This is a genomic window from Nitrospirota bacterium (genome assembly GCA_023229435.1).
Taxonomy (GTDB): domain Bacteria; phylum Nitrospirota; class UBA9217; order UBA9217; family UBA9217; genus JALNZF01.
Genome location: JALNZF010000002.1, coordinates 40,958 through 59,933, shown reverse-complemented (window position 1 = coordinate 59,933; position 18,976 = coordinate 40,958). Strand labels below are relative to the sequence as shown.

At 51.6% G+C, this 18,976-nt stretch carries 21 protein-coding genes; 4 read left to right on the top strand and 17 right to left on the bottom strand.

From position 1 onward, the window contains the following. Positions 1 to 79 precede the first annotated feature (79 nt). Positions 80 to 706 (bottom strand): response regulator, encoded by a 627-nt coding sequence (locus M0R70_01955; protein ID MCK9418124.1) that lies wholly within the window; start codon positions 704 to 706, stop codon positions 80 to 82. A 260-nt stretch (positions 707 to 966) separates the two neighbouring features. Here M0R70_01955 and M0R70_01950 point away from each other — a divergent pair, with 260 nt between their 5' ends. Then, entirely contained in the window at positions 967 to 2,388 is a 1,422-nt protein-coding gene (locus tag M0R70_01950; GenBank protein MCK9418123.1) for a DUF438 domain-containing protein, read from the top strand. A 283-nt stretch (positions 2,389 to 2,671) separates the two neighbouring features. Here the strand turns inward: M0R70_01950 and M0R70_01945 are convergent, their stop codons facing one another. After that, entirely contained in the window at positions 2,672 to 3,022 is a 351-nt protein-coding gene (locus tag M0R70_01945; protein MCK9418122.1) for an RNA-binding protein, read from the bottom strand. A 212-nt stretch (positions 3,023 to 3,234) separates the two neighbouring features. Between M0R70_01945 and M0R70_01940 the strand changes: the two genes are divergently transcribed. Further along, positions 3,235 to 3,519, top strand: a complete 285-nt coding sequence (locus M0R70_01940; protein ID MCK9418121.1) for a hypothetical protein — start codon at positions 3,235 to 3,237, stop codon at positions 3,517 to 3,519. Positions 3,520 to 3,536: 17 nt separating this feature from the next. Beyond that, entirely contained in the window at positions 3,537 to 4,274 is a 738-nt protein-coding gene (locus M0R70_01935; protein MCK9418120.1) for a TVP38/TMEM64 family protein, read from the top strand. On the opposite strand, the gene M0R70_01930 is transcribed toward M0R70_01935, so the two are convergent. The 9 genes from M0R70_01930 to M0R70_01890 form a co-directional block, all read right to left on the bottom strand. After that, on the bottom strand, positions 4,271 to 4,954 hold the full coding sequence (locus M0R70_01930; protein MCK9418119.1) for a TIGR00730 family Rossman fold protein: 684 nt from the start codon (positions 4,952 to 4,954) through the stop codon (positions 4,271 to 4,273). The genes M0R70_01935 and M0R70_01930 overlap by 4 nt on opposite strands. Before the next feature lie 99 nt (positions 4,955 to 5,053). Then, on the bottom strand, positions 5,054 to 6,124 hold the full coding sequence (locus M0R70_01925; GenBank protein MCK9418118.1) for an AI-2E family transporter: 1,071 nt from the start codon (positions 6,122 to 6,124) through the stop codon (positions 5,054 to 5,056). Beyond that, the gene (pdxA, locus tag M0R70_01920; protein MCK9418117.1) at positions 6,121 to 7,140 is read right to left on the bottom strand and encodes a 4-hydroxythreonine-4-phosphate dehydrogenase PdxA; all 1,020 of its coding nucleotides are present in this window, start codon (positions 7,138 to 7,140) and stop codon (positions 6,121 to 6,123) included. Before pdxA ends, M0R70_01925 begins: the two co-directional genes overlap by 4 nt. A gap of 384 nt (positions 7,141 to 7,524) precedes the next feature. Then, positions 7,525 to 7,815 (bottom strand): RNA-binding S4 domain-containing protein, encoded by a 291-nt coding sequence (locus M0R70_01915; GenBank protein MCK9418116.1) that lies wholly within the window; start codon positions 7,813 to 7,815, stop codon positions 7,525 to 7,527. Positions 7,816 to 7,856: 41 nt separating this feature from the next. Next, on the bottom strand, positions 7,857 to 9,275 hold the full coding sequence (gltX, locus tag M0R70_01910; GenBank protein MCK9418115.1) for a glutamate--tRNA ligase: 1,419 nt from the start codon (positions 9,273 to 9,275) through the stop codon (positions 7,857 to 7,859). Between the two features lie 393 nt (positions 9,276 to 9,668). Next, positions 9,669 to 10,013: an ATP synthase F0 subunit C gene (gene atpE, locus M0R70_01905; protein ID MCK9418114.1), complete on the bottom strand. Its 345-nt coding sequence runs from the start codon at positions 10,011 to 10,013 to the stop codon at positions 9,669 to 9,671. A gap of 111 nt (positions 10,014 to 10,124) precedes the next feature. Then, positions 10,125 to 10,808 (bottom strand): F0F1 ATP synthase subunit A, encoded by a 684-nt coding sequence (atpB, locus tag M0R70_01900; GenBank protein ID MCK9418113.1) that lies wholly within the window; start codon positions 10,806 to 10,808, stop codon positions 10,125 to 10,127. A 341-nt stretch (positions 10,809 to 11,149) separates the two neighbouring features. Next, positions 11,150 to 11,386 carry a toxin-antitoxin system HicB family antitoxin gene (locus M0R70_01895; protein MCK9418112.1) on the bottom strand — a complete coding sequence of 79 codons (237 nt, stop codon included), beginning with the start codon at positions 11,384 to 11,386 and terminating at the stop codon, positions 11,150 to 11,152. A 362-nt stretch (positions 11,387 to 11,748) separates the two neighbouring features. Further along, complete coding sequence (locus M0R70_01890; GenBank protein ID MCK9418111.1) at positions 11,749 to 12,642, bottom strand: alpha/beta hydrolase; 894 nt, start codon at positions 12,640 to 12,642, stop codon at positions 11,749 to 11,751. A 374-nt stretch (positions 12,643 to 13,016) separates the two neighbouring features. On the opposite strand from M0R70_01890, the gene M0R70_01885 reads away from it, so the two are divergent. After that, positions 13,017 to 13,361, top strand: a complete 345-nt coding sequence (locus M0R70_01885) for an ArsR family transcriptional regulator (protein ID MCK9418110.1) — start codon at positions 13,017 to 13,019, stop codon at positions 13,359 to 13,361. 56 nt (positions 13,362 to 13,417) lie between these two features. Here the strand turns inward: M0R70_01885 and M0R70_01880 are convergent, their stop codons facing one another. The 6 genes from M0R70_01880 to M0R70_01855 all read right to left on the bottom strand — a co-directional run bounded on the left by M0R70_01880 (position 13,418) and on the right by M0R70_01855 (position 18,877). Then, the gene (locus M0R70_01880) at positions 13,418 to 14,347 is read right to left on the bottom strand and encodes a hypothetical protein (protein ID MCK9418109.1); all 930 of its coding nucleotides are present in this window, start codon (positions 14,345 to 14,347) and stop codon (positions 13,418 to 13,420) included. A 4-nt stretch (positions 14,348 to 14,351) separates the two neighbouring features. Then, complete coding sequence (locus tag M0R70_01875; protein ID MCK9418108.1) at positions 14,352 to 14,933, bottom strand: D-sedoheptulose 7-phosphate isomerase; 582 nt, start codon at positions 14,931 to 14,933, stop codon at positions 14,352 to 14,354. 551 nt (positions 14,934 to 15,484) lie between these two features. Next, complete coding sequence (gene rsmA / locus M0R70_01870) at positions 15,485 to 16,276, bottom strand: 16S rRNA (adenine(1518)-N(6)/adenine(1519)-N(6))-dimethyltransferase RsmA (GenBank protein ID MCK9418107.1); 792 nt, start codon at positions 16,274 to 16,276, stop codon at positions 15,485 to 15,487. A gap of 142 nt (positions 16,277 to 16,418) precedes the next feature. Beyond that, a complete protein-coding gene (locus M0R70_01865) occupies positions 16,419 to 17,288 on the bottom strand; it encodes an SAM-dependent methyltransferase (protein ID MCK9418106.1) in 870 nt (289 codons plus the stop codon). A 72-nt stretch (positions 17,289 to 17,360) separates the two neighbouring features. After that, positions 17,361 to 17,690: a hypothetical protein gene (locus tag M0R70_01860; GenBank protein ID MCK9418105.1), complete on the bottom strand. Its 330-nt coding sequence runs from the start codon at positions 17,688 to 17,690 to the stop codon at positions 17,361 to 17,363. Positions 17,691 to 18,052: 362 nt separating this feature from the next. Further along, complete coding sequence (locus M0R70_01855; GenBank protein MCK9418104.1) at positions 18,053 to 18,877, bottom strand: hypothetical protein; 825 nt, start codon at positions 18,875 to 18,877, stop codon at positions 18,053 to 18,055. Between the last annotated feature and the right edge of the window lie 99 nt (positions 18,878 to 18,976).

The following is an 18,976-nucleotide window of genomic DNA, read 5'->3' as shown; positions in this document are numbered from 1 at the left end:
AAAGTTTAGGAAACAGAAAGCCTCCAGATATTCATTCTGAAGGCTTTCTGTATTTTTAAAGGTATTTGGATCTTTATTGCTATTCGATTTTCTTATGGGGTTTTTTTAAAGCCTTGAATTCCTCTAACGCTTTCTTCCCGCATTCCGGGCAATAACCATGGCTGAAATCAGCTTCAGAATGCTCGGTGATATAGACTTCCATTTCGTTCCATGAACCATTGTCATCACGGATCTTTTTACAGGAAGAGCATATCGGCAGGATCCCGCGCAGCTGCTTGATCGTGGCAAGCGCTTTTTGAAGTTCCGCAATGAGGTTGTTCTTTTCCTCATCAGCTTTTCGCTTGTAAAGGGCCACCTCTATGGCAATATGCAGCTCCCGGCTATTGCAGGACTTGAGGACATACCCATACGGCTCGGTAACCTTAGCCTCCTGAAATATTTTTTCCTCGGAAAATGCGGTGAGGTAAATAATCGGCGTATTAAATCGTTTTCTTATTATTTCAGCTGTTCTGATCCCGTCCAGGGCCCCGCTCAGCAATATGTCCATTAGCACTAAATTCGGGTTTAGCGCCGCAACTTTTTCTATGGCCGCCTCCCCGGATGAAACCGTGTCGCTGATTTCATAGCCGAACGATTCCAGGCTGTTCTTTAAATCCAATGCAACAAGGCTGTCGTCCTCGACAATCAATATCCGTGGAGCAATCATTACTGCACCCCCTTTTCGTACTTCAGCGCATCAATTTTAACGTTACTTCATGCTTCCTGTCAATTCATTTCGATCAGCGTTAATTCCCCTTTTTCAAGGTATTATTATAGCAGGCATTTTGCCCCCGGTCTGTGCACCATGTCTCCGAAGAGAACGGAAAAACAGAAGAAAGTCGGCTGAAGAAATTAGTAGTTGTCATGACGCAAATCATATGCTTTACTTGCAACAAGCGGTATAGTCATCTACAAAGGAGAACAACCATGGACCTGAGCTCGAAAACCAAAGTAAATGATCTTCTCGCCGTCTATCCTTTTCTGAAGGATTTTCTGATCAGCCTGAACCCGGAATTCAAGATGCTGGACAATGCGTTCCTGCGAAAGACCGTTGGGAAACTTGCGACTCTGGGGAAGGCCGCGATGATCAGCGGTATGGACGTGAAAGAACTTCTTGACGATATCGCCGGAGAGATCAAAAAGAAGACCAACGGGATTGTTTCAGTATCCTACGATGAGGCAGGCAAGGGCGAACAGGATATCCGGATCGATACGATGAAGGATATCATCAAGGATCTCCATGCGGGGAAGGACGTTGACTCCCAGAAAAAGAAATTCGGAGAGCTGATCAAGGACGTGACGCCGTGGGAGATCGCTCAGATGGAGCAGCGTCTCATTGCCGAAGGAATGCCGGAAACGGAGATCAAGAGCCTCTGTGACGTGCACGTGAAGGTGTTTCAGGAGGCGCTGGAGCACGGGACCGTGCCCGGCCTGCCTGCCGGCCATCCGGTGCACACGCTGATGCTCGAGAATCGTGCCTGCGAGGGTATTTTAAAAGAGGCAGAGGCAATAAAGGACTTCTCAAAGGAGAAGACCAGGTTGCTCGATATCCTTGACCGCCTTGGCCAGGTTGACAAACACTACCTTCGTAAAGAGAACCAGCTCTTCCCGATCCTTGAGGCAAAAGGCATCACCGGGCCGTCCAAGGTCATGTGGGCTCTCCATGACGATATCCGGGGATTCATCAAGGACGTGCGGAAGAGGGTGGCGGACAACAAGATGGAGCAGGTGGCCATCACAGCCCTGGTCAGGATGGTGGGCGACATGATCTACAAGGAAGAGCATATCCTTTTTCCCATGGCGCTCGAGACACTGACCGAGGAGGACTGGGTAAAAGCAGGGAAGGGCGAAGAAGAGATCGGGTATGCCTGGATCAAGCCGGAGACGCAGTGGAAGGCTTCCGAGGAATCCATACCGCAGGCGCTCCTGGCTGACAAGGTCGGCAGTCTGAACCTCGACACAGGCCAACTCACGCCGGACCAGGTGAACCTGATGCTGACGCATTTGCCGATCGACATCTCATTCGTCGATGAAAAGGACGAGGTTGCGTACTACTCGGCGTCCCCTGAACGCATCTTTCCGCGCAGCCCGGGTGTGATCGGGAGGAAGGTGCAGAACTGCCATCCGCCCAAGAGCATGGGCGCGGTGCAGAAGATCCTGGATGAGTTCCGCGCAGGGAACAAAGACAAGGCCGATTTCTGGATCCAGATGCAGGGAAAGTTTCTTCTCATCAGGTATTTCGCGGTCCGCGATGCTGAAGGCAGGTACCGCGGCTGTCTTGAAGTGAGCCAGGATGTTACGGCGATCAGGAAGCTTGAGGGACAGAAACGATTGCTTGATTGGGAGTGAGACGGAAAGAACTCATCGAGGTTATAGCGTTCGTGGAGTCTCGAGCGTGAGCACCTTAACAGGCTGTTGAAAAAGTCTTTTTGTGGTTCGACAGGCTCACCACGAACGGATAAATACGAATAAATTCAATACACGCTCCGTTCGCCCTGAGCTTGTCGAAGGGTAAACTAAGTGTTTTTCAACAACCTGTTAAGAGCTTAAGGAACTCCACAGAAGCTATGGTCTATTCGGGAACTTCCCCTGAGGAACTCTGAATAGGCAGGCCCATCGGTTGCGCGCGGAATCAATACTCCTTCCACTGTTCTTTCCAGCGCTCGAAGCTGGCCAGCGGCTTCAAGTCCGACAGCGAATGACCGTCGGTGATGTGTTCCAGCGCGTTTTTCGCCTTTTCAAACAGCGGATAGGTTTCTTTGACGTGTATCTTTTTGTCCGTAAATATCGCACCTTCAAAGCAGTTGATCGCCCGGTAGGCGTCCACTTCCAGCGTCATGTCCACGACGCCCTGACCGTTGAGCTGCCAGGTGAGCAGATCGGTCTTCAGTTTGACCGACTGCACCTCTCCCATTTGACCAAATACGTCTTTCAGCCTTTCCTCGGTTATGCTATTTGGTAAATTTTCCACGCTGATTTTCATCGTGCCCCATCTCCTCATTGCTCATTATTGCAAAGTGCGCTTGTTACTGGTATCTACTATAGCAGAAATCTGTCGATTAGGGAAGCGGCTGCCAAATAAATCCGATTACGAATCATCAGAAATGCAGCTTTGCGATAGATACCTCTTGCGCATGGTATTTGCTCCATCTTTTGGCTTGTCTAATCCAGACTGATAGGCTATTATTGCACCGTATGAAGACCTGTCATGCCTGTAAGAAGGAACTCTCCGACGACCTGAAGGTCGGACGAAAAGATGATTGCCCTTCCTGCGGCGCTGATCTGCGGTGCTGTCTCAATTGTGTGTTTTATGACCGCGCGGTTTCGAAACAGTGCCGGGAGACGGTCACGCAGTTGGTGAGAGAAAAAGAAAAGGCCAATTTCTGCGATTATTTTGTGTTCACTGAAAACCGGATTGCCGCGGCGGATGCCGGGAGCGCACAGGCACGCAAGGCCCTGGATGATCTGTTCAAAAAATAATCGGTTCGGACGCTCGTATGATAAAACTTGATAAAAAAACCATCACCGGGCTCGTTGTGGCCTGTCTTGTTCTCGCCGGTTTTATTTACCTGCTGTACTCGTATGGTTTCATCGAATACTTTACCGACCACCAGCGTTTGCTGAATCTCATCAAAGAGCATCGGGCAAACGCGGCCTTAATTTTCATCGGACTTCAGGCGCTGCAGGTTGTTGCGGCACCCGTTCCCGGCGAGGCGACGGGTTTCGTCGGCGGGATGTTCTTCGGCACAGGGTGGGGGATCCTGTATTCAACGATCGGCCTCACTCTCGGATCATGGCTGGCGTTCATGCTTGCCCGTCTTGCCGGCCGGCCCCTGGTCGAGCTGGTCGTGAAGGCCGAGACGATCAAACGCTACGATTATGTGATGAAGCACAAGGGTCTGTTCCTCGCTTTTCTCATGTTTCTGGTCCCCGGTTTTCCCAAGGACATTCTCTGCTATCTCCTCGGATTGGGACACATGGGGCAGCGTGATTTTCTGCTCGTGTCCACAACGGGTCGCCTGCTTGGGACCACGCTGCTCACCCTCGGGGGGACGTTGTTCCGTGACAAACGGTATGGAGCGTTGTTCACGCTTCTCGGGGCCAGCCTTTTTCTCATTCTGATTACGATGGTCTACCGAGAGACAATCGAGCGCTGGTTCCGCAGGCAGCGGGCCGCGCAGTTCCTCAAACATCGCGCTGACCGCGCAAAACTGAAAAAGGACAACAAAGACTAGATTCCCTTGCGGGCCTTGTCCCGACGGTCCTTGCTGATACCGCTCAGGCGGTCCGCATATCTCTTGTTGATGATCGCGCAGACCTCTTCCGGCTCTTCCACGATGTGCATGAGCTCGAGGTCCTCCTTGTTGATGCTGTCCGCCGCAAGCACGGTCTTCTTCATCCAGTCGATCAACCCCGACCAGTATTCCCTGCCCACGAGCACCACGGGGAACCCCCGGATCTTTTTCGTCTGGATGAGCGTGAGCGCCTCGAACAGCTCGTCCAGGGTGCCGAAGCCGCCCGGGAAGATCACATACGCCACTGCGTACTTTACGAACATAAGCTTGCGCACGAAGAAGTAGCGGAACTCAACCCGCACGTCCTGGAACTCGTTCGGGATTTGCTCCGTGGGAAGCGCAATGTTCAGGCCCACCGACGTGCCGTTCGCGTTCTGCGCACCCTTGTTCGCGGCTTCCATGATGCCGGATCCGCCTCCCGAGATCACGGCAAAACCATTCTTTGCCAGGTTCTCGGCGACCTTGAGGCACTTGTTGTAGTAGGGAGAACCCGGCTTGAGTCGTGCGCTCCCGAAGATGGTCACTGCAGGGCCGATATTGCTCAAGGCCTCAAAGCCTTCCACCAGTTCAGCCATGATGCGGAATACTCGCCAGGTGTCTGATTTCGCCAGATCTTCCATGCGTTGTCTCTCCCCCCGTTAAAGATGATTGTATTGGTAATGGATATCCGTAAACATTCTGTGGCAGCAAAGCCTGGATCGTAATGCGAGAATTGCTTTTTATGGTTCGCCATACTCCGCGCGATAGATCTGGACAAAGGCATAGAGCAGCGTGACTACGAGCGGGCCGAAGAGAATGCCCAATAAGCCATATACTTTCAGCCCGCCGAGGATCCCGATGAACAGAAAAAACGCAGGAAGGTTTGCTTTTTTCCCGATGAGAAGAGGTCTCAGAAAATTGTCCGGCAGTGACACGAGGATGAGCCCCCAGACCAGGAACAGGATACTGCTGACCTTCGACCCGGTGAAGAACAGGAAAAGCACCCCCGGGACCCATACAAGCGCCGCTCCCCCGATCGGCAGGACGGCCAGGACTGCCGCGATCAGGCCCCAGAATACCGAAAAGGGGATGCCGAACAGGGCGAACCCGATGCCGGTCATGATCCCCTGGATGAGCGCGATCATGAATACCCCGTTGATGACCGCTGTAAAAGTAGCGTGAACCTTCCGAGAGATGGACTGCTTATGCTCGGGAGAGAAGGGAAGCATGTCCATGACCGACCGGTAGTAGGATTCACCGTCCCGGAAAAAGAAAAAGAGCGCGACGAGCATGACCGCAAGATCGATCGCCAGGACCAGGGTCTCATTGAGCAAAAACCCGATCTGTCCCACGAGGCCGGTCGAGAATTCCCCGAGGCCTTTCATGGCCAATCCTGTTACGTCGATCCCGGACAGGAGCGGAAGCGATCGCAGGTTCTCGGTAAGGGAAGTGGAGATCCTGTTCCATAGTTCGAGAAACTTTCCCGACTGAATGCCCTGCGATGCGGATTGATAAAGATCAACGGCCTGTCCTGCGAAGATGACCAGGATGGCAATGGCCGGACCGATTACCGCCAGCAGGGTGATGAGCGTCATGAGTGCAGAGGCAACCCCCGGTCTGCCCTTGAGCAGGCGGAGCACGCGCTGGTGAAGGGGATGCAGTGCCAGCGTGATAATGACCGCCCAGAGCAACGCCGCCGAGAACGGGGCCAGCAGGCGGGCCATCTGGGCGAGAAGAAATATAAAGGCGGCAAAGAAGGCAAGCGCAAAGAGGTGAGCACGGGTTATGAATGGCGGCTGATGGCTGGTCAAGCGTGTGTCCTCGATTCTGAATTTCGGAACTCCGACATGGCAACGGCAAGCCGTATCGCCTCGAGCAGGCTTGCGGGGTCCGCGCAGCCCTTGCCTGCTATATCGTAGGCGGTTCCGTGGTCAACGGAGGTGCGGATGATCGGGAGTCCAACGGTGACATTCACCGCATTTCCGAAGGCGACCATTTTGAGCGGCGCAAGTCCCTGATCGTGGTACATGGCGACAAGGATGTCAAAATAGTTGTTCCGCGCCTTGTAAAACAAGGTGTCGGCGGGGATCGGATCGCTTGCGTTGATGCCTTCGCCCCGCGCTTTGATGATCGCGGGGAGGATCGCGTCCCGCTCTTCAGACCCGAAAAGTCCTCCCTCTCCGGCGTGGGGGTTCAGGGCCGCCACACCGATCCGCGGTTTCTCGATCCCAAAGTATTTCATCGCCTGATGCGCAAGACGCAGGGTTTTAAGAATATTCGTTTGCGTGATGTGGCGGTGCACGTCCTTCAGCGCGACATGGACCGTAGCCAGGATAAGACGCAGCCCGCCTCCCACGAACATCATGCCATACTCTTTTGTTTTCGTAAGGTCGGCAAGAAGCTCGGTATGGCCGGCGTAATGATGTCCGGCCGCGTTCATCATTTCCTTGCTGATCGGCGCGGTCACCAGGGCGTCGGCCTCGTGCTTCATGGTCAGGTCAACGGCCTTCTTAATGTAAGCAACGACCGCCCTGCCCGATGAAACGTCCGGCGTGCCCCACTGGTGTGTATTGAGATTGACGTTTTTAAGGTCAATCACATCAAGTTTGCCTGTGACCGGATGCGCCTGGTCGAGCGATGCAATGCTGTTCACGATCACCGAAAGCCGCATCTCTTTTATCAGTTTATTCATTACGCCCGCGTCGCCGATCACCACCGGCCTGCAGAGCTGAAGGATCTCGGCGCTGTCGACGACCTTGGCGATGATCTCCGGGCCGATACCGGCCGGGTCACCCATGGTTATAACGATCAGGGGTTTTTGTTCCATAACGGGTTATCTCCCGACAACATTATTCTCTTCCTCTCCCGGGGAGAGGCTTGAAGTGAGGGGAAAATTATATAACTATTCAGCAAAATACATAACTGCTCAGGTCAAAATATTGTCCGCAGATTACGCAGATTTCATAGATTAAATCGAATCAGCATTGTCCGGCTATAAAATTGCACTGCCCGAAACCCCCCTCCCTTTTAAGGAGAGGAATAAAGACTGCGAAAGCCTTACTGGACAAGTCTGAAATCGAATTTGAATTATGTTTTTTGAAATCTGAGCCCATCTGCGAAATCTGCGGATAAAAGGGTTTTTCTCTGGTGTAACACCCTGCTGGGTAAAGATGTGCTGAATAGCTGCACATCTATTTCACTTTTTTGACCGTCAACTCAATACTATTTCTTTCGGCAACCGGGTCTCTGATGTTACCCGGTACAGTTCTTCCGGGGATATCTTCCGGGAGGGGGCATTGACCATGCCGACGATCTCAAGATCAACAACGCGCGACAAAAACTTCAGCGTGATGACATCACCCGGCTTCACTTCTTTTGCGGGTTTTGCTTCATGACCGTTCACCAGCACCCTGCCGGCGGAGCACATCTCCTGAGCAACGGTCCTGCGCTTTACGAGCCGGCTGGTTTTCAGGAACAGGTCGAGACGCATGATGCGGTTCACTCGTAAAAGGACGCTCGTGACAATGGAAACGACCCAAGAAACTACCGGATGGAGCCCGCTGCCGCTTCGATCCGTTTAATGGCCTTCTCTTTCCCCATCACCTCGAGCACCTCAAAGATGCCGGGGCTGACCGTGCCGCCGGTGAGCGCCACGCGAACGGGCTGGGCAAGCTTGCCGAGCTTAATGCCGTTCTCTGCGACAAGCGCATTGAAGACCTTTTCCAACTCATCGTGCGTAAAAGGTTCTACTGATTTCAGCCGTCTCGTAAGTTCGGAAAGGAGCGGTGCAACGTCCGGCGTCAGTTGTTTTACCCGCGCCTTCTCGTCCATCACAACTTCATCCATGATAAATGGCAAAGCACCTGTCTTCAATTCCACGAGTGTGTGGCTGCGCTCAGTGAGCAGGGTGACGAGCTTTTTGAACCAGTCAAGGTCCGGCTCGTTTCCCTGCTTCACGACCCCGTCTTTCTTCAGAAGGTCGAGCGCCAATCCGGCGATCCTGCCTGTGTCGGCTTGCTGGATGTAATGATGGTTCAGCCAGAGCAGCTTTTCGGGATTAAAGACAGAGGGGGCCTTTCCCACACTGTCAAGGGAAAATTTCTCGACCAGCTCCTGGCGTGAGAAGATCTCCTGGTCCCCTGACGACCAGCCGAGACGCGAGAGATAGTTCACGAGCGCCTCGGGCAGATAGCCGAGGTCGATATATTCGGTGACCGCCGTGGCGCCGTGGCGCTTTGACAGCTTGGACTTGTCCGGGCCGAGGATCATGGGCAGATGGGCAAATTCCGGCGGATCGTATCCCAGCGCCTGATAAAGCTGGATCTGGCGCGGGGTATTGTTCAAATGGTCGTCGCCCCGGATCACATGGGAGATCTTCATCGTGACGTCGTCAACAACGACGGCGAAGTTGTACGTGGGGAGCCCATCGGAGCGCTGGATGATGAGATCGTCAAGCTGCTGGTTCTCGAACGTTACCGCGCCGTGGAGCATGTCGCGCACGATGGTCTGGCCTTCGTCGGCCGAGAGGAATCGGACCGCCGGCGTCCTGCCTGAAACCGGAGAGGTGAGCGACCGGCACTTCCGGTCGTACTTGGGCGGCTTGCCCGCGGCCATGGCCGCTTTTCTTCGCGTTTCGAGCTCTTCGGGGGTGCAGTAGCAGTAATAAGCCTTGCCGGCCTTGAGCAGACGGTCGACATGCTCTTTGTAGATATCCATGCGCGCGGTCTGACGATAGGGGCCTTCGTCCCAGTCAAGACCGAGCCATTTCATGCCGTCAAGGATGATCCTGATGGACTCGTCCGTGGATCGGGTCTGGTCCGTGTCCTCGATCCTGAGGATGAATTTACCGTTGTGATGGCGGGCGAAGAGCCAGTTGAAGAGCGCGGTTCGTACGCCTCCGATATGCAAGGCACCCGTGGGGCTGGGTGCAAAACGGACCCGAACATTACTGGTCGTACTCATGAGGTAATGGACTCCTTCTGCGGAATGCATGAATTGTGTTGAGGCGTTATTATAACAAATTATCTCTTTAATCTAAAGGGAATTCAATAGAGGCTCTTGCAAAAGTCTTTATTCGTCATTCCCGAAGTCTTTATCGGGAATCCAGTATCCTTTAAAAGCAAACACTTCTGGATACCCGCCTTCGCGGGTATGACGGCAAAAACGGTTTCTTCGATACATTTGCAAGAGGCTCAATAGTTCACCTTTTCATAATTCCTGCGGTCCTGTTGGTATGCCTCTTTAATCATTTTACGGTCGGCCACAGAAGGCTTCTTCCGCAAAAGAATGAAAAAAGGGACGGTTCAAAGAACCGTCCCTTTTTTGTTGAAAATTTGTAGTGAAGTTCAGAGTCGCTTAGAAGCCGAAGGGTTTTGCATAGAGCAGGATGAGCACCACAACCAGTGTGTAGATCGCCAGCGACTCGATCAGGGCCAGACCAACGATCATGGTGGTCATGATCTTGCCGGAGGCCTCTGGGTTGCGCGCAATGCCTTCCACGGCCTTGCTGACGCTCATGCCCATGCCGATGCCGGTGCCGAATGCGGCGACAGCGATCGCAAGGGCTGAAAACGCGGCGACTGTGCCGAAAAAGCCGAGCTTGGCCGTATCGGGTGATGCCGCTGCCTCCGATGCGAACGCGGCGGACGCGACCAGCATCAGACTGAACACCAGGACGATGATTGCAACAGTTCTTTTCATTGTGTTGTCTCCTTTCTTTAAAAGTGGATTTCTGGCCGGAATAGTGCCGGATTACTACCTCCCGGAGGGGTCCCTCCTTTCGGAAGGAATTTCGACCCCGGGGTCAAATGCTTAGTGGTGATCGCCTCCCAGGTGCGCCGCTTCGACGGAACCTGAAAGATAGAGCATGGTCAGCAGGGCGAACACAAGCGCCTGGACAAAGGAGACCAGCAGGCCGAGTCCGAGAATCGGCACCGGCGCGATATACGGCGCCAGGAGCGCAAGCACGAGAAGCAGCTTATGCTTGGCCACCATGTTGCCGAAAAGACGAAAGGTGAGAGACATCACGCGGGCGAGATGGCTGATAAGCTCAATGGGGAGCATGAGCGGCGCAAGTGCCCATATCGGCCCCATAAAATGTTTGATGTATCCGATGCCATGTCGTTTGATGCCGATATAATGGGTCGCAGCGAAGGTCACCAGCGCAAGAGCGAGAGTGGTATTGATATTCGCGGTAGGTGAATCGAATCCCGGGACCAGGCCCTCGAGGTTACATACCAGAATAAAAAGAAACAAGGTGCCGATCAGCGAAAGATAGTGCCTGCCTTCGGGCCCCATGATATCCACAATGAAACTCTCGAGTCCTCCGACAATGGTTTCCAGAAGGTTCTGCACGCCCGTGGGCGCCGTCTTTTTGAGTGAGAAGCGCGCAGCCAGCGAAAGCCCGATAAGAATGGCCATGGCGAGCCAGGCATAGGAGACTTGCACCGGCACATTGGGCGCCAGTGCTTCTAATATCATCGGTCCTTCTTTCATACGTACGCTCCTTAACAATCGCTAAAATACACAAAAAATTTACAGGAACCCGTGTTTTTTGTCAAGCAAAAATCCGGAAAGGCATCATAAAATTTCCTAATGATCATATAGGAGTTTGCTAATGAAATGAACAACAGCGGCTCCGGAAACGAACAATGACTATGGGAGCGTTTACGGAAAACAGGAAGGCAGTCGATTCTATTGAGGTGAAAATCGGAAAACTATTGACGAGTGCGACGTTGTGCCTTCTTATAAGTATCCAGCTTCAGTTCCGCGGGAGATAACGCGCCGGTTGTAGGGCGCGAGTCACAGCGACCCACCCGAACCGAATGTTAAAAAAATTATAGTTCATCACCAGACAGAGGTTTCCGATTTGAAACCTTTGCCAATGTTTTTTTGAAGTCTTCGCGCTTTGCTTTCTTTGCGCGCCCCTCTAAATAATCTTCTGTCATCAATGCGGATATTTTTTCAGCAACTGCAGATGAAATTAGTTGGTTTATGGACACCCCTTCTTTCTTCGCAATTTCTCTGATATGCCGATGAATAGATCCCGGCAAACGTAGACTTAAGGTACTCATAATTTATCCTCCAATAGTTCTTTTGGCGTTATTGGCCTAATCCCGAATTTATCCGCACCCTTGAAATCCGCAGTATTGTAAGTCACCACATATCTTGCTCCCGAGGCAACTGCCAATTCCAATACAAGGTCGTCTTTGGGGTCTGGGAGACGTGGTCGCCATAGATAATATATCTTTTGGTGGTCGCTCAACACCGACCTCATTTAGTGTAATCGGCTTTTTCCCGTGTGGTTTATACGTATCTTCTGTGCAGGGAATGACGACTAAATCTAAGACCAGCATGATTTTATCCTATGGACTAACGCGCGGGTGAGCCGCGCGCTTTTCGCGGCGGTCTCGACCCGTTTGTCGGCAGCGTTATTTCATTTATGCTTTTTGGCTAAAAAGCGTGTAATGAGTTCATTGACTACTTCCGGTTGTTCCTGATGAACGAAATGGCCGGCAGAAGGAATAATATGTTTTTCAAAATCACGGAGAAAAGCTGTCTCCATTCCTTCGGTTGTCTCGACGCCTATGCATCCGTCATTGGCGCCATGCAGATACATTGTTGGAGTGGGAATGGGATCACTCAAGCGTTTCCGTATATCGGCCAAGCCCGGCTGCTGAAGGGCTGGGTTGAACTGGGAACGATAATACCCCAAAGCGGCTTTCAATACAGAAGGTTGTCGAAAAGCTTCCTTGATTTCGTTCATTACTGATTTTGGGCAGGACCAGCCAGGAGACCACTCTTGCCATAACGTTTCTATAAACGCGAAATCGTTATGGGCTATCGCCATCTCAGCGATGGGCAGCTGGAAGAAAAACATGTACCAGGATCGACGTTGTTGTTTTGGGTTGGATACCAGCGCTCGTCCAAAATTTCCTGCGGTCGGTACGGACATGCAGACGATTTTCGAGATTTTATCAGGTGCAAGAATCGCAGCGCTTCGAGCAACTATAGCACCCCAATCGTGACCAATGAGAATCGCGGGTTGTTCCGTAAGTTGATCGATCACCGCCAAGACGTCCTGAACAAGAACTGCAACTTCATAAGGACCATCGGGCGCGGCATCCGATGGAAAATACCCGCGCATGTACGGAGCTACCACTCGGTAGCCGTTTTCTGCAAGGGCAGGGATTTGATGACGATAGGAAATCGGAAGGTCGGGAAAACCGTGCAATGCTATGATGAGAGGCCCCTTTCCCGCTTCGAGTGCATGGATAGTACGACCATTCGCCTCAACAGTGATGCTGTTAAAAGTTGGATCTTTGGCCATTTTGTCTCCTTTTAACTGTTAAGCGGTCTTATCCGCTTGGACTACTGTTTGGAGCAGTACTGTATTTTTCCGGAGCCAACCAGTTATTGATGGGACGGAAACCGCCACAGTAATTCCGAAAATCTGGTAATGGCGGGGAGAAAATTTGAGCGCTTGCGCTCAAAAATGCTCGCTTCCTCGCACTACCAAAACCGCCCCGCCAAATACGGAATTCCGGAATTGGCGGTACGAAAATAATCTGGGTAATCTGCTCATCAATGCTCATCAACAGACAGCCGAGCTTATCATAATATATACCGGCTGGGCAAGAATATTGTGTTGATAAATTTGTTGATTATCCGGCGGACTTATATGGGCTATAATGTTTTCAGGTGATGGTAAGAACTGCAGATAAAAATAAGGAGCCGTTCGTCCCCTCGGAAGCGCACAGCACGACAAGAAAGGCGATCATTGTCGAACTTGTCGAGGGACCGCGCTCTGCACGAGATCTCTCGGCCGCTGTCAGGATATCGGAGCGCGAGGTGTCCGCTCATCTTGAACACATACGGAAGTCTCTCTTGTCGTCAACCCGGCATTTGATGATTGTGCCCGCGGAATGCAAGAAGTGCGGATTTGTATTTGCAAAGCGTGAAAAACTTCGAAGGCCGGGGAAATGTCCTGTGTGCAAAGGCGAGTCGATCCAGGAACAGCGGTTTGTGATAGAAGAGAAGAAGGGATGAAACAGCTTGTTTGCATATTCAAAAAACGGCGGCCCTGATGTCAAGACCGGGCCTTTTTACATAGACTCGATGATTGCCGCGGCAAGGAGCGGGAGCATGATCTCATGATGACCGGTGAGCGCGAAGCCTTGGCCGCCTCCCTGGGTGGGGCGGCGCACCACGTTGGTGTTCGGCCGGTAGTGCTGGACAAAATCCATGTTCACGCTCGTGAAGTGCTGGAGTGAATGCCCGAGGTTCCTGCAAAGGGTCACTGCCTTCAGGAAGATCTCAGGCAGCAGCACGGCGGAGCCGAGATTGATGTATACGCCGCCCTCAAGGTCGGACACGAGGGAACAGAATGTCAGAAAGTCACGGTGAGCGGCTTCGCCGGTCGCCCTGCCGTCGAAGGAGGGATGCATGTGGATGATGTCGGTCCCGATCGCGACATGGACGGTTAACGGGACCTCCAGGCGGCAGCCCGCAGCGAGCAGGCTTTTTTCCTTGAACGGAAAATCACCGTTCTGGATCATTCTGCCGACTGCAGCGCCGATGCCCTCCGTTGGTCCCGCTGATTTGATCGCCTGGTTCAGCATGCTGCCGGTCTCCTCGGCCATACCGAAGGCGCCGCTCAGGATCTCCTTATCAACGTCCTCCGATGTCTTGCCGATCAGGGCGATCTCGAAGTCGTGGATGATGCCGGCGCCGTTCAGTGAGAGGCTCGTGATGATCCCGCGCTCCATCAGGTCGCTGATCACGGGGTTCAACCCGACCTTGATCGCGTGGGCGCCCATGCCGAGCATGACCGGCCGTTTGTCCTTTCGTGCCTGTACGACCGCGGCCACAACGTCCTTGAAATGTCCGGAGGCGAGTATGTTCGGAAGGGAGGAAACGAAATCCTTGAAACTCGCTCCCTTCTTGTGCGGCTTGGAGAAATCGCCGGTCCGGACCTTGCTTTCGCGGCCCTTGATCGAATAGGTCTTTATGCGTGAGGTGTCGATCTTTTTCATACCATTATTTTTTGTGGTTGCCGAACAGCTCTTCATCCACCATCTGGCAGATGACATGGCCGAGCGTGATGTGCGTCTCCTGGATGCGCGCCGTAACCTTCGATTGGACAATGAAGGTATGGTCCGCCTTGTTTGCCAGCTTGCCTCCATTGCCGCCGGTCAGCATGATGGTCCTCATCCCGTTCTTTTTCGCCACGTCGATCGCTCTGACGACGTTCGGCGAGTTGCCGCTCGTGCTGAGGCCGATTGCTACGTCGCCTTCATCACCGAGGGCGGCGAGCTGCTTCGAAAACACTTGTGAATAGTCGTAATCGTTACTGATGCTGGTGAGCACAGCTACGTCGGTGTTCAGCGCGATCGCGGGCAGGGGCGGCCGTTCAATGAGATAACGGTTCACGAACTCGGCGGCGATATGCGAGGCGTCGGTAGCGCTCCCGCCATTGCCGAAGAGGAGGACTTTTTTGCCCTCGCGGAACGCCTGAGCGATAAGCTGGACCACTTCCAAGATTTTATCCACGTTCTCTCTGGCGAATTTAACCTTGATCTGGGCGCTTTCCTCGAATGTTTTTATGATTGCGTCTTTCATGAAGTACTCCCGAAGCGGCAAGAATGATTGAGGGTTTATTATATGGCAAGATGGGTAAATGTCAAGGCGAAAAGGAAGTCCATGCAATGAGATTCGCAACAAATAGCAGGGCCCCGGTACAATAGCGATATACCGGGGCTGACGGAGGAATAATCCACGGCCGCCCCCGGAAGCTGTTGCGAGACCAGCGGCAACTGTGGATCGATAGGTATTGTTGATCTATGTATACCATGTATTTTCTGTTTTGTCAAGTTTTTGCTGTTTGCGCGGAAGTGCCCTCAAAATAAGGGAATTAGATCGGGTCGGTTCGGCCACGGGGGTATGGCGATAACGTGAAGAGACGAGTTTCACGAATCAGGACGAATTCCAAAGTTTTCATTCGCGTACGTTGTGATACTGCCTTGGCATGTTTGGTCGTCGAGCAGACTGTTGAAAAAGTGTTGTAAGTGGTTCGACAAGCTCACCACGAACGGCAATAAAAATTCAATGATCACTCCGTTCGTCCTGAGCCTGTCGAAGGGGAACGGAGGGTTTTTCAACAGCTGACTATATCAGATAAGTAAAAAATCCGCCAGTTTGCCGAACTCCGCTACATTCAGCGTTTCAGCCCTGCGTCCGAGGTCGATGCCGGTGCTGTTGAAAACTGCGTCCATCTTTTCCTGAGGGGACTTCAGCTGTTTCAGGGCATTCCGGAGAGTCTTCCGGCGCTGGGAAAATGCCGCTTTGATAACGCGGATGAAGAAGGCCTCGTCTTTTACCATGACCGCGGGCTGGTCGCGCAGCGTAAGGGTGATAACAGATGAGTCAACCTCGGGATTGGGCGTAAAGGCGCCCGGCGGGACCTTAAATTCTATCCTCGGCAAAGTGTAGAACTGCACGAGCACCGAGAGATATCCGTATTCTTTTCCCCCGGGCGGAGAAGCGATACGTTCCGCGACTTCCTTTTGGAGCATGAGCGTAAGGCTGATGAACTTATCGCGGTGCACGATAAGCTTTTGAACAATCGGCGTGGAAATATAATAGGGAAGGTTCGCCACGACCTTCCATCGATCTTTGAGCGATCCGTAGTCATACTCGAGCGCATCCGCATGAACGAGCTCAAAATTCCGACATGAGCTGAATTCGTTCTGCAGGCGCGGTATAAGCCGGTCATCCACCTCGATGGCCAAAACCCTTCGCGCCCGTTGCGTAAGGACCGTGGTGAGATGACCGAGACCCGGCCCTATCTCCAGCACCTGGTCTTCCGGTCCGACCTGTGCTGCGTCGGCGATCCTGTTGAGATAGTGTGGGTCTTTCAGAAAATTCTGGCCAAGTGATTTAATTGCGCGGATGTTATCGATCATGAGGGTTATACTAACACGAACACACTAGTTTACAAGCTGATTTTATCAGGGGTGCCTGGATGGAAATGGATGAAGGATGAAAACAGCGGATTTATCGGAGTAAGGAAGCATAATCAGCATTACGTTTCCGGATTAAGGGCGATTATGATTCCCGGCCGCTACAACTATTGGTGGCAGAAAATCGCCAGCCGATTTCTTCAAGCCCCAATGAGTGGATCACTTCATTCAGGCGCTCGGTCGGGCGGCGGCGCGGCAGGTCCTTGTAAACCGCGATGATCAGTTCATTCTTCATCGAGTGTTCCCACCCCACAAGTTCGGTCACGTTGACCTGATAACCGTGCGCCTCCAGTTGCAGGCAGCGCAGCACATTGGTAATCAGGCTGCCGAATTCTCGAGTGTGCAGCGGATGCCGCCAGATCTCGGTCAGACCGCTTTGGGCCAGCGCCTGGCCCTTGTTTTTCCTGAGCACCGCAGCCACCTCGGCCTGACAGCAGGGCACCAGCACGATGAATTTGGCCCGCTTCTTCAAGGCAAAACGAATGGCGTCGTCTGTGGCGGTATTGCAGGCATGAAGTGCGGTCACCACATCAACCGTTGCAGGCAGTGAATCGGACAGGGTGGCTTCGGCCACGGACTGTTTCAGAAAGAACATGCCGGGAAACGCAAGCCGCTCCGCCAAGGCACGGGATTTCTCCACCAGTTCATCCCGTGCTTCAATGCCGAAGATCCGGGAGCCGCTGTCCTGCCGCTTAAAAAACAGGTCGTAGAGGATGAAACCCAGATAGGACTTGCCCGCTCCGTGATCGACCAGGGAAATAGCGAGGTGATCCTGCTGAGCTTCCTTCAGAAGCGGCTCGATGAATTGATAGAGATGATAAACCTGTTTGAGTTTTCGCCTGCTATCCTGGTTCATCTGCCCGTCGCGGGTAAGGATGTGCAGCTCTTTCAGCAACTCAACGGACTGGCCCGGTTTTATGTCATGCTTTTCTGTTATTGGAGAACTTTTCTTCATACATAGGGGTGTCTTCATATTCGCGTGACCGATGTCATTTCGGAATAATCCACATAAGCAACTCTTCTTTCCTTACTCTTTGGTTGATTCTGATGGTCCCAGTGCGGATTTTCCTCTTTGATATTGCGGCGTGTTTAATGTTTTCTCAACATGACTTATCAGACTCTTAATTCCTTTTATAAAGTGTTGTGGGCTTACCATATCCAGATAATTCCATGAATCTAAGTAGCCCTCAGGATCAGCCAAAATATCTTTTAGGCTCGCTAGTGTACCGTTCAAAAACGCATCTTCTGTCAGATACTCTTTTGCAGAGGCGCCAAGTTCCAAACAGAGCGCATCAAGCACTTCGTGGGCAAGCGAGATAGTCTCATAAGCCATCGCTGTCAACTCATCGGTATCCATTCAATCCTCAGTGTGTATTAATAAATCAACAATTACTCGATCACTATGGCCGTCTGCTGGTTAACATCCTATTTAATATTCATTTTCATAATATGTAACCGTTGCGAGTTATAGGAAGGACCTCGCAGCTATGTTACTCCTGGCAATCTTCACTTCAATCAAATCAAAAGCACTGCAAGTAGCACCTATCTACTGTGGAACGGACGATTTGTTAACGGCGTAGCAGAATTCCAGTTGTAATCTGCATATGAACGACTCGTTGAGCCGCCTTTGGGCGGCTCGAACGACTCGTTATGATGATTTCCTAGTGCGAGTTTGGTCTTGGATGAATATTATGGACGTTATGTCCAGTTGTCTTTTTATCAAACCTTAAATCTTATTCCTCTTGTAAAATATTTCAATAAGGCAGTTCCTATCGCTGCTAAAATAACGAAGGGGATAACCACATAGACAGACATATCCATCCCCTTGATAACTTCTTTCATTAATACGACCGAGCTCAAAGCCGCTGCAATTAAGACAAATAGAATTTCTAACGGCCGTATCAAGATTATCTTTGGTTCGTTTTTTATTCTTAATAATTCAATCAGTAATAATGCTGAATATAAATAAATAAAGAGGCATATTAGACCGGCTAACAGCCGAAGCTTCTTCGTTGCTGTCAACAGGTGTCCGTGCTTAGTTATTTCTGTGCGGGTTATGCCCTCAATGCGGGCATCGATGCCGATTTTATCTGTCTCACCTGTTACGAGAGACTCGATAGTAAATTCATCTTTTGGATTTAAGAGTAATGGGCTGACCAGCACCCTGTCATCTTTAACGATAGGCTTTACTGATAAATTATTTGGATAGGCATAGTCGACACGTGAAGCTAAGACGCGGACATTTTTACCAAATAAAAGTTGGAGATCTTTTTCAAAGTCAGTTTTCTTAATCGAAACATTGCCAGAATTGATAATTCGAATAAATATTGTCTTCAGGTTTTTGAGCTTCTTTCCATCGTAGAGAACCTGAATTTTAGCCCCTAAAGGAGAAGTCACATCAGCAACAGTAGACTCAGACAGAATTTCAAAGGATATAGTTTTGTTCTTATGATCTCCAATAAATATAGCAATAGGAACAATCAAGGCTAATAGCGGAATTACAATCATGGTTGTAATTTTAAATAAAGTGCTATCTGTATTCACTCCACAAATCCTCCTCAGGCGTTCTCGAAGCTTGTCTCTCTTAGCCTCGTACTGAAATAAATAACATCAGGATGAGCCGCGTTTCGTCGGCTCGATCCG

Bases quoted from the DNA above. Each gene is read 5' to 3' on its own strand.
- rsmA (MCK9418107.1), bottom strand. From the start codon at position 16,276: ATGATCGATAACATCCGCGCAATTAAATCACTTGGCCAGAATTTTCTG.
- M0R70_01895 (MCK9418112.1), bottom strand. From the start codon at position 11,386: ATGAGTACCTTAAGTCTACGTTTGCCGGGATCTATTCATCGGCATATC.
- M0R70_01875 (MCK9418108.1), bottom strand. From the start codon at position 14,933: ATGAAAGACGCAATCATAAAAACATTCGAGGAAAGCGCCCAGATCAAG.
- atpB (MCK9418113.1), bottom strand. From the start codon at position 10,808: ATGAAAGAAGGACCGATGATATTAGAAGCACTGGCGCCCAATGTGCCG.
- M0R70_01860 (MCK9418105.1), bottom strand. From the start codon at position 17,690: ATGGATACCGATGAGTTGACAGCGATGGCTTATGAGACTATCTCGCTT.
- M0R70_01885 (MCK9418110.1), top strand. From the start codon at position 13,017: ATGGTAAGAACTGCAGATAAAAATAAGGAGCCGTTCGTCCCCTCGGAA.
- M0R70_01945 (MCK9418122.1), bottom strand. From the start codon at position 3,022: ATGAAAATCAGCGTGGAAAATTTACCAAATAGCATAACCGAGGAAAGG.
- atpE (MCK9418114.1), bottom strand. From the start codon at position 10,013: ATGAAAAGAACTGTTGCAATCATCGTCCTGGTGTTCAGTCTGATGCTG.
- M0R70_01880 (MCK9418109.1), bottom strand. From the start codon at position 14,347: ATGAAAAAGATCGACACCTCACGCATAAAGACCTATTCGATCAAGGGC.
- M0R70_01940 (MCK9418121.1), top strand. From the start codon at position 3,235: ATGAAGACCTGTCATGCCTGTAAGAAGGAACTCTCCGACGACCTGAAG.
- M0R70_01955 (MCK9418124.1), bottom strand. From the start codon at position 706: ATGATTGCTCCACGGATATTGATTGTCGAGGACGACAGCCTTGTTGCA.
- M0R70_01865 (MCK9418106.1), bottom strand. From the start codon at position 17,288: ATGAAGAAAAGTTCTCCAATAACAGAAAAGCATGACATAAAACCGGGC.
- gltX (MCK9418115.1), bottom strand. From the start codon at position 9,275: ATGAGTACGACCAGTAATGTTCGGGTCCGTTTTGCACCCAGCCCCACG.
- M0R70_01950 (MCK9418123.1), top strand. From the start codon at position 967: ATGGACCTGAGCTCGAAAACCAAAGTAAATGATCTTCTCGCCGTCTAT.
- M0R70_01890 (MCK9418111.1), bottom strand. From the start codon at position 12,642: ATGGCCAAAGATCCAACTTTTAACAGCATCACTGTTGAGGCGAATGGT.
- M0R70_01935 (MCK9418120.1), top strand. From the start codon at position 3,537: ATGATAAAACTTGATAAAAAAACCATCACCGGGCTCGTTGTGGCCTGT.
- M0R70_01930 (MCK9418119.1), bottom strand. From the start codon at position 4,954: ATGGAAGATCTGGCGAAATCAGACACCTGGCGAGTATTCCGCATCATG.
- pdxA (MCK9418117.1), bottom strand. From the start codon at position 7,140: ATGGAACAAAAACCCCTGATCGTTATAACCATGGGTGACCCGGCCGGT.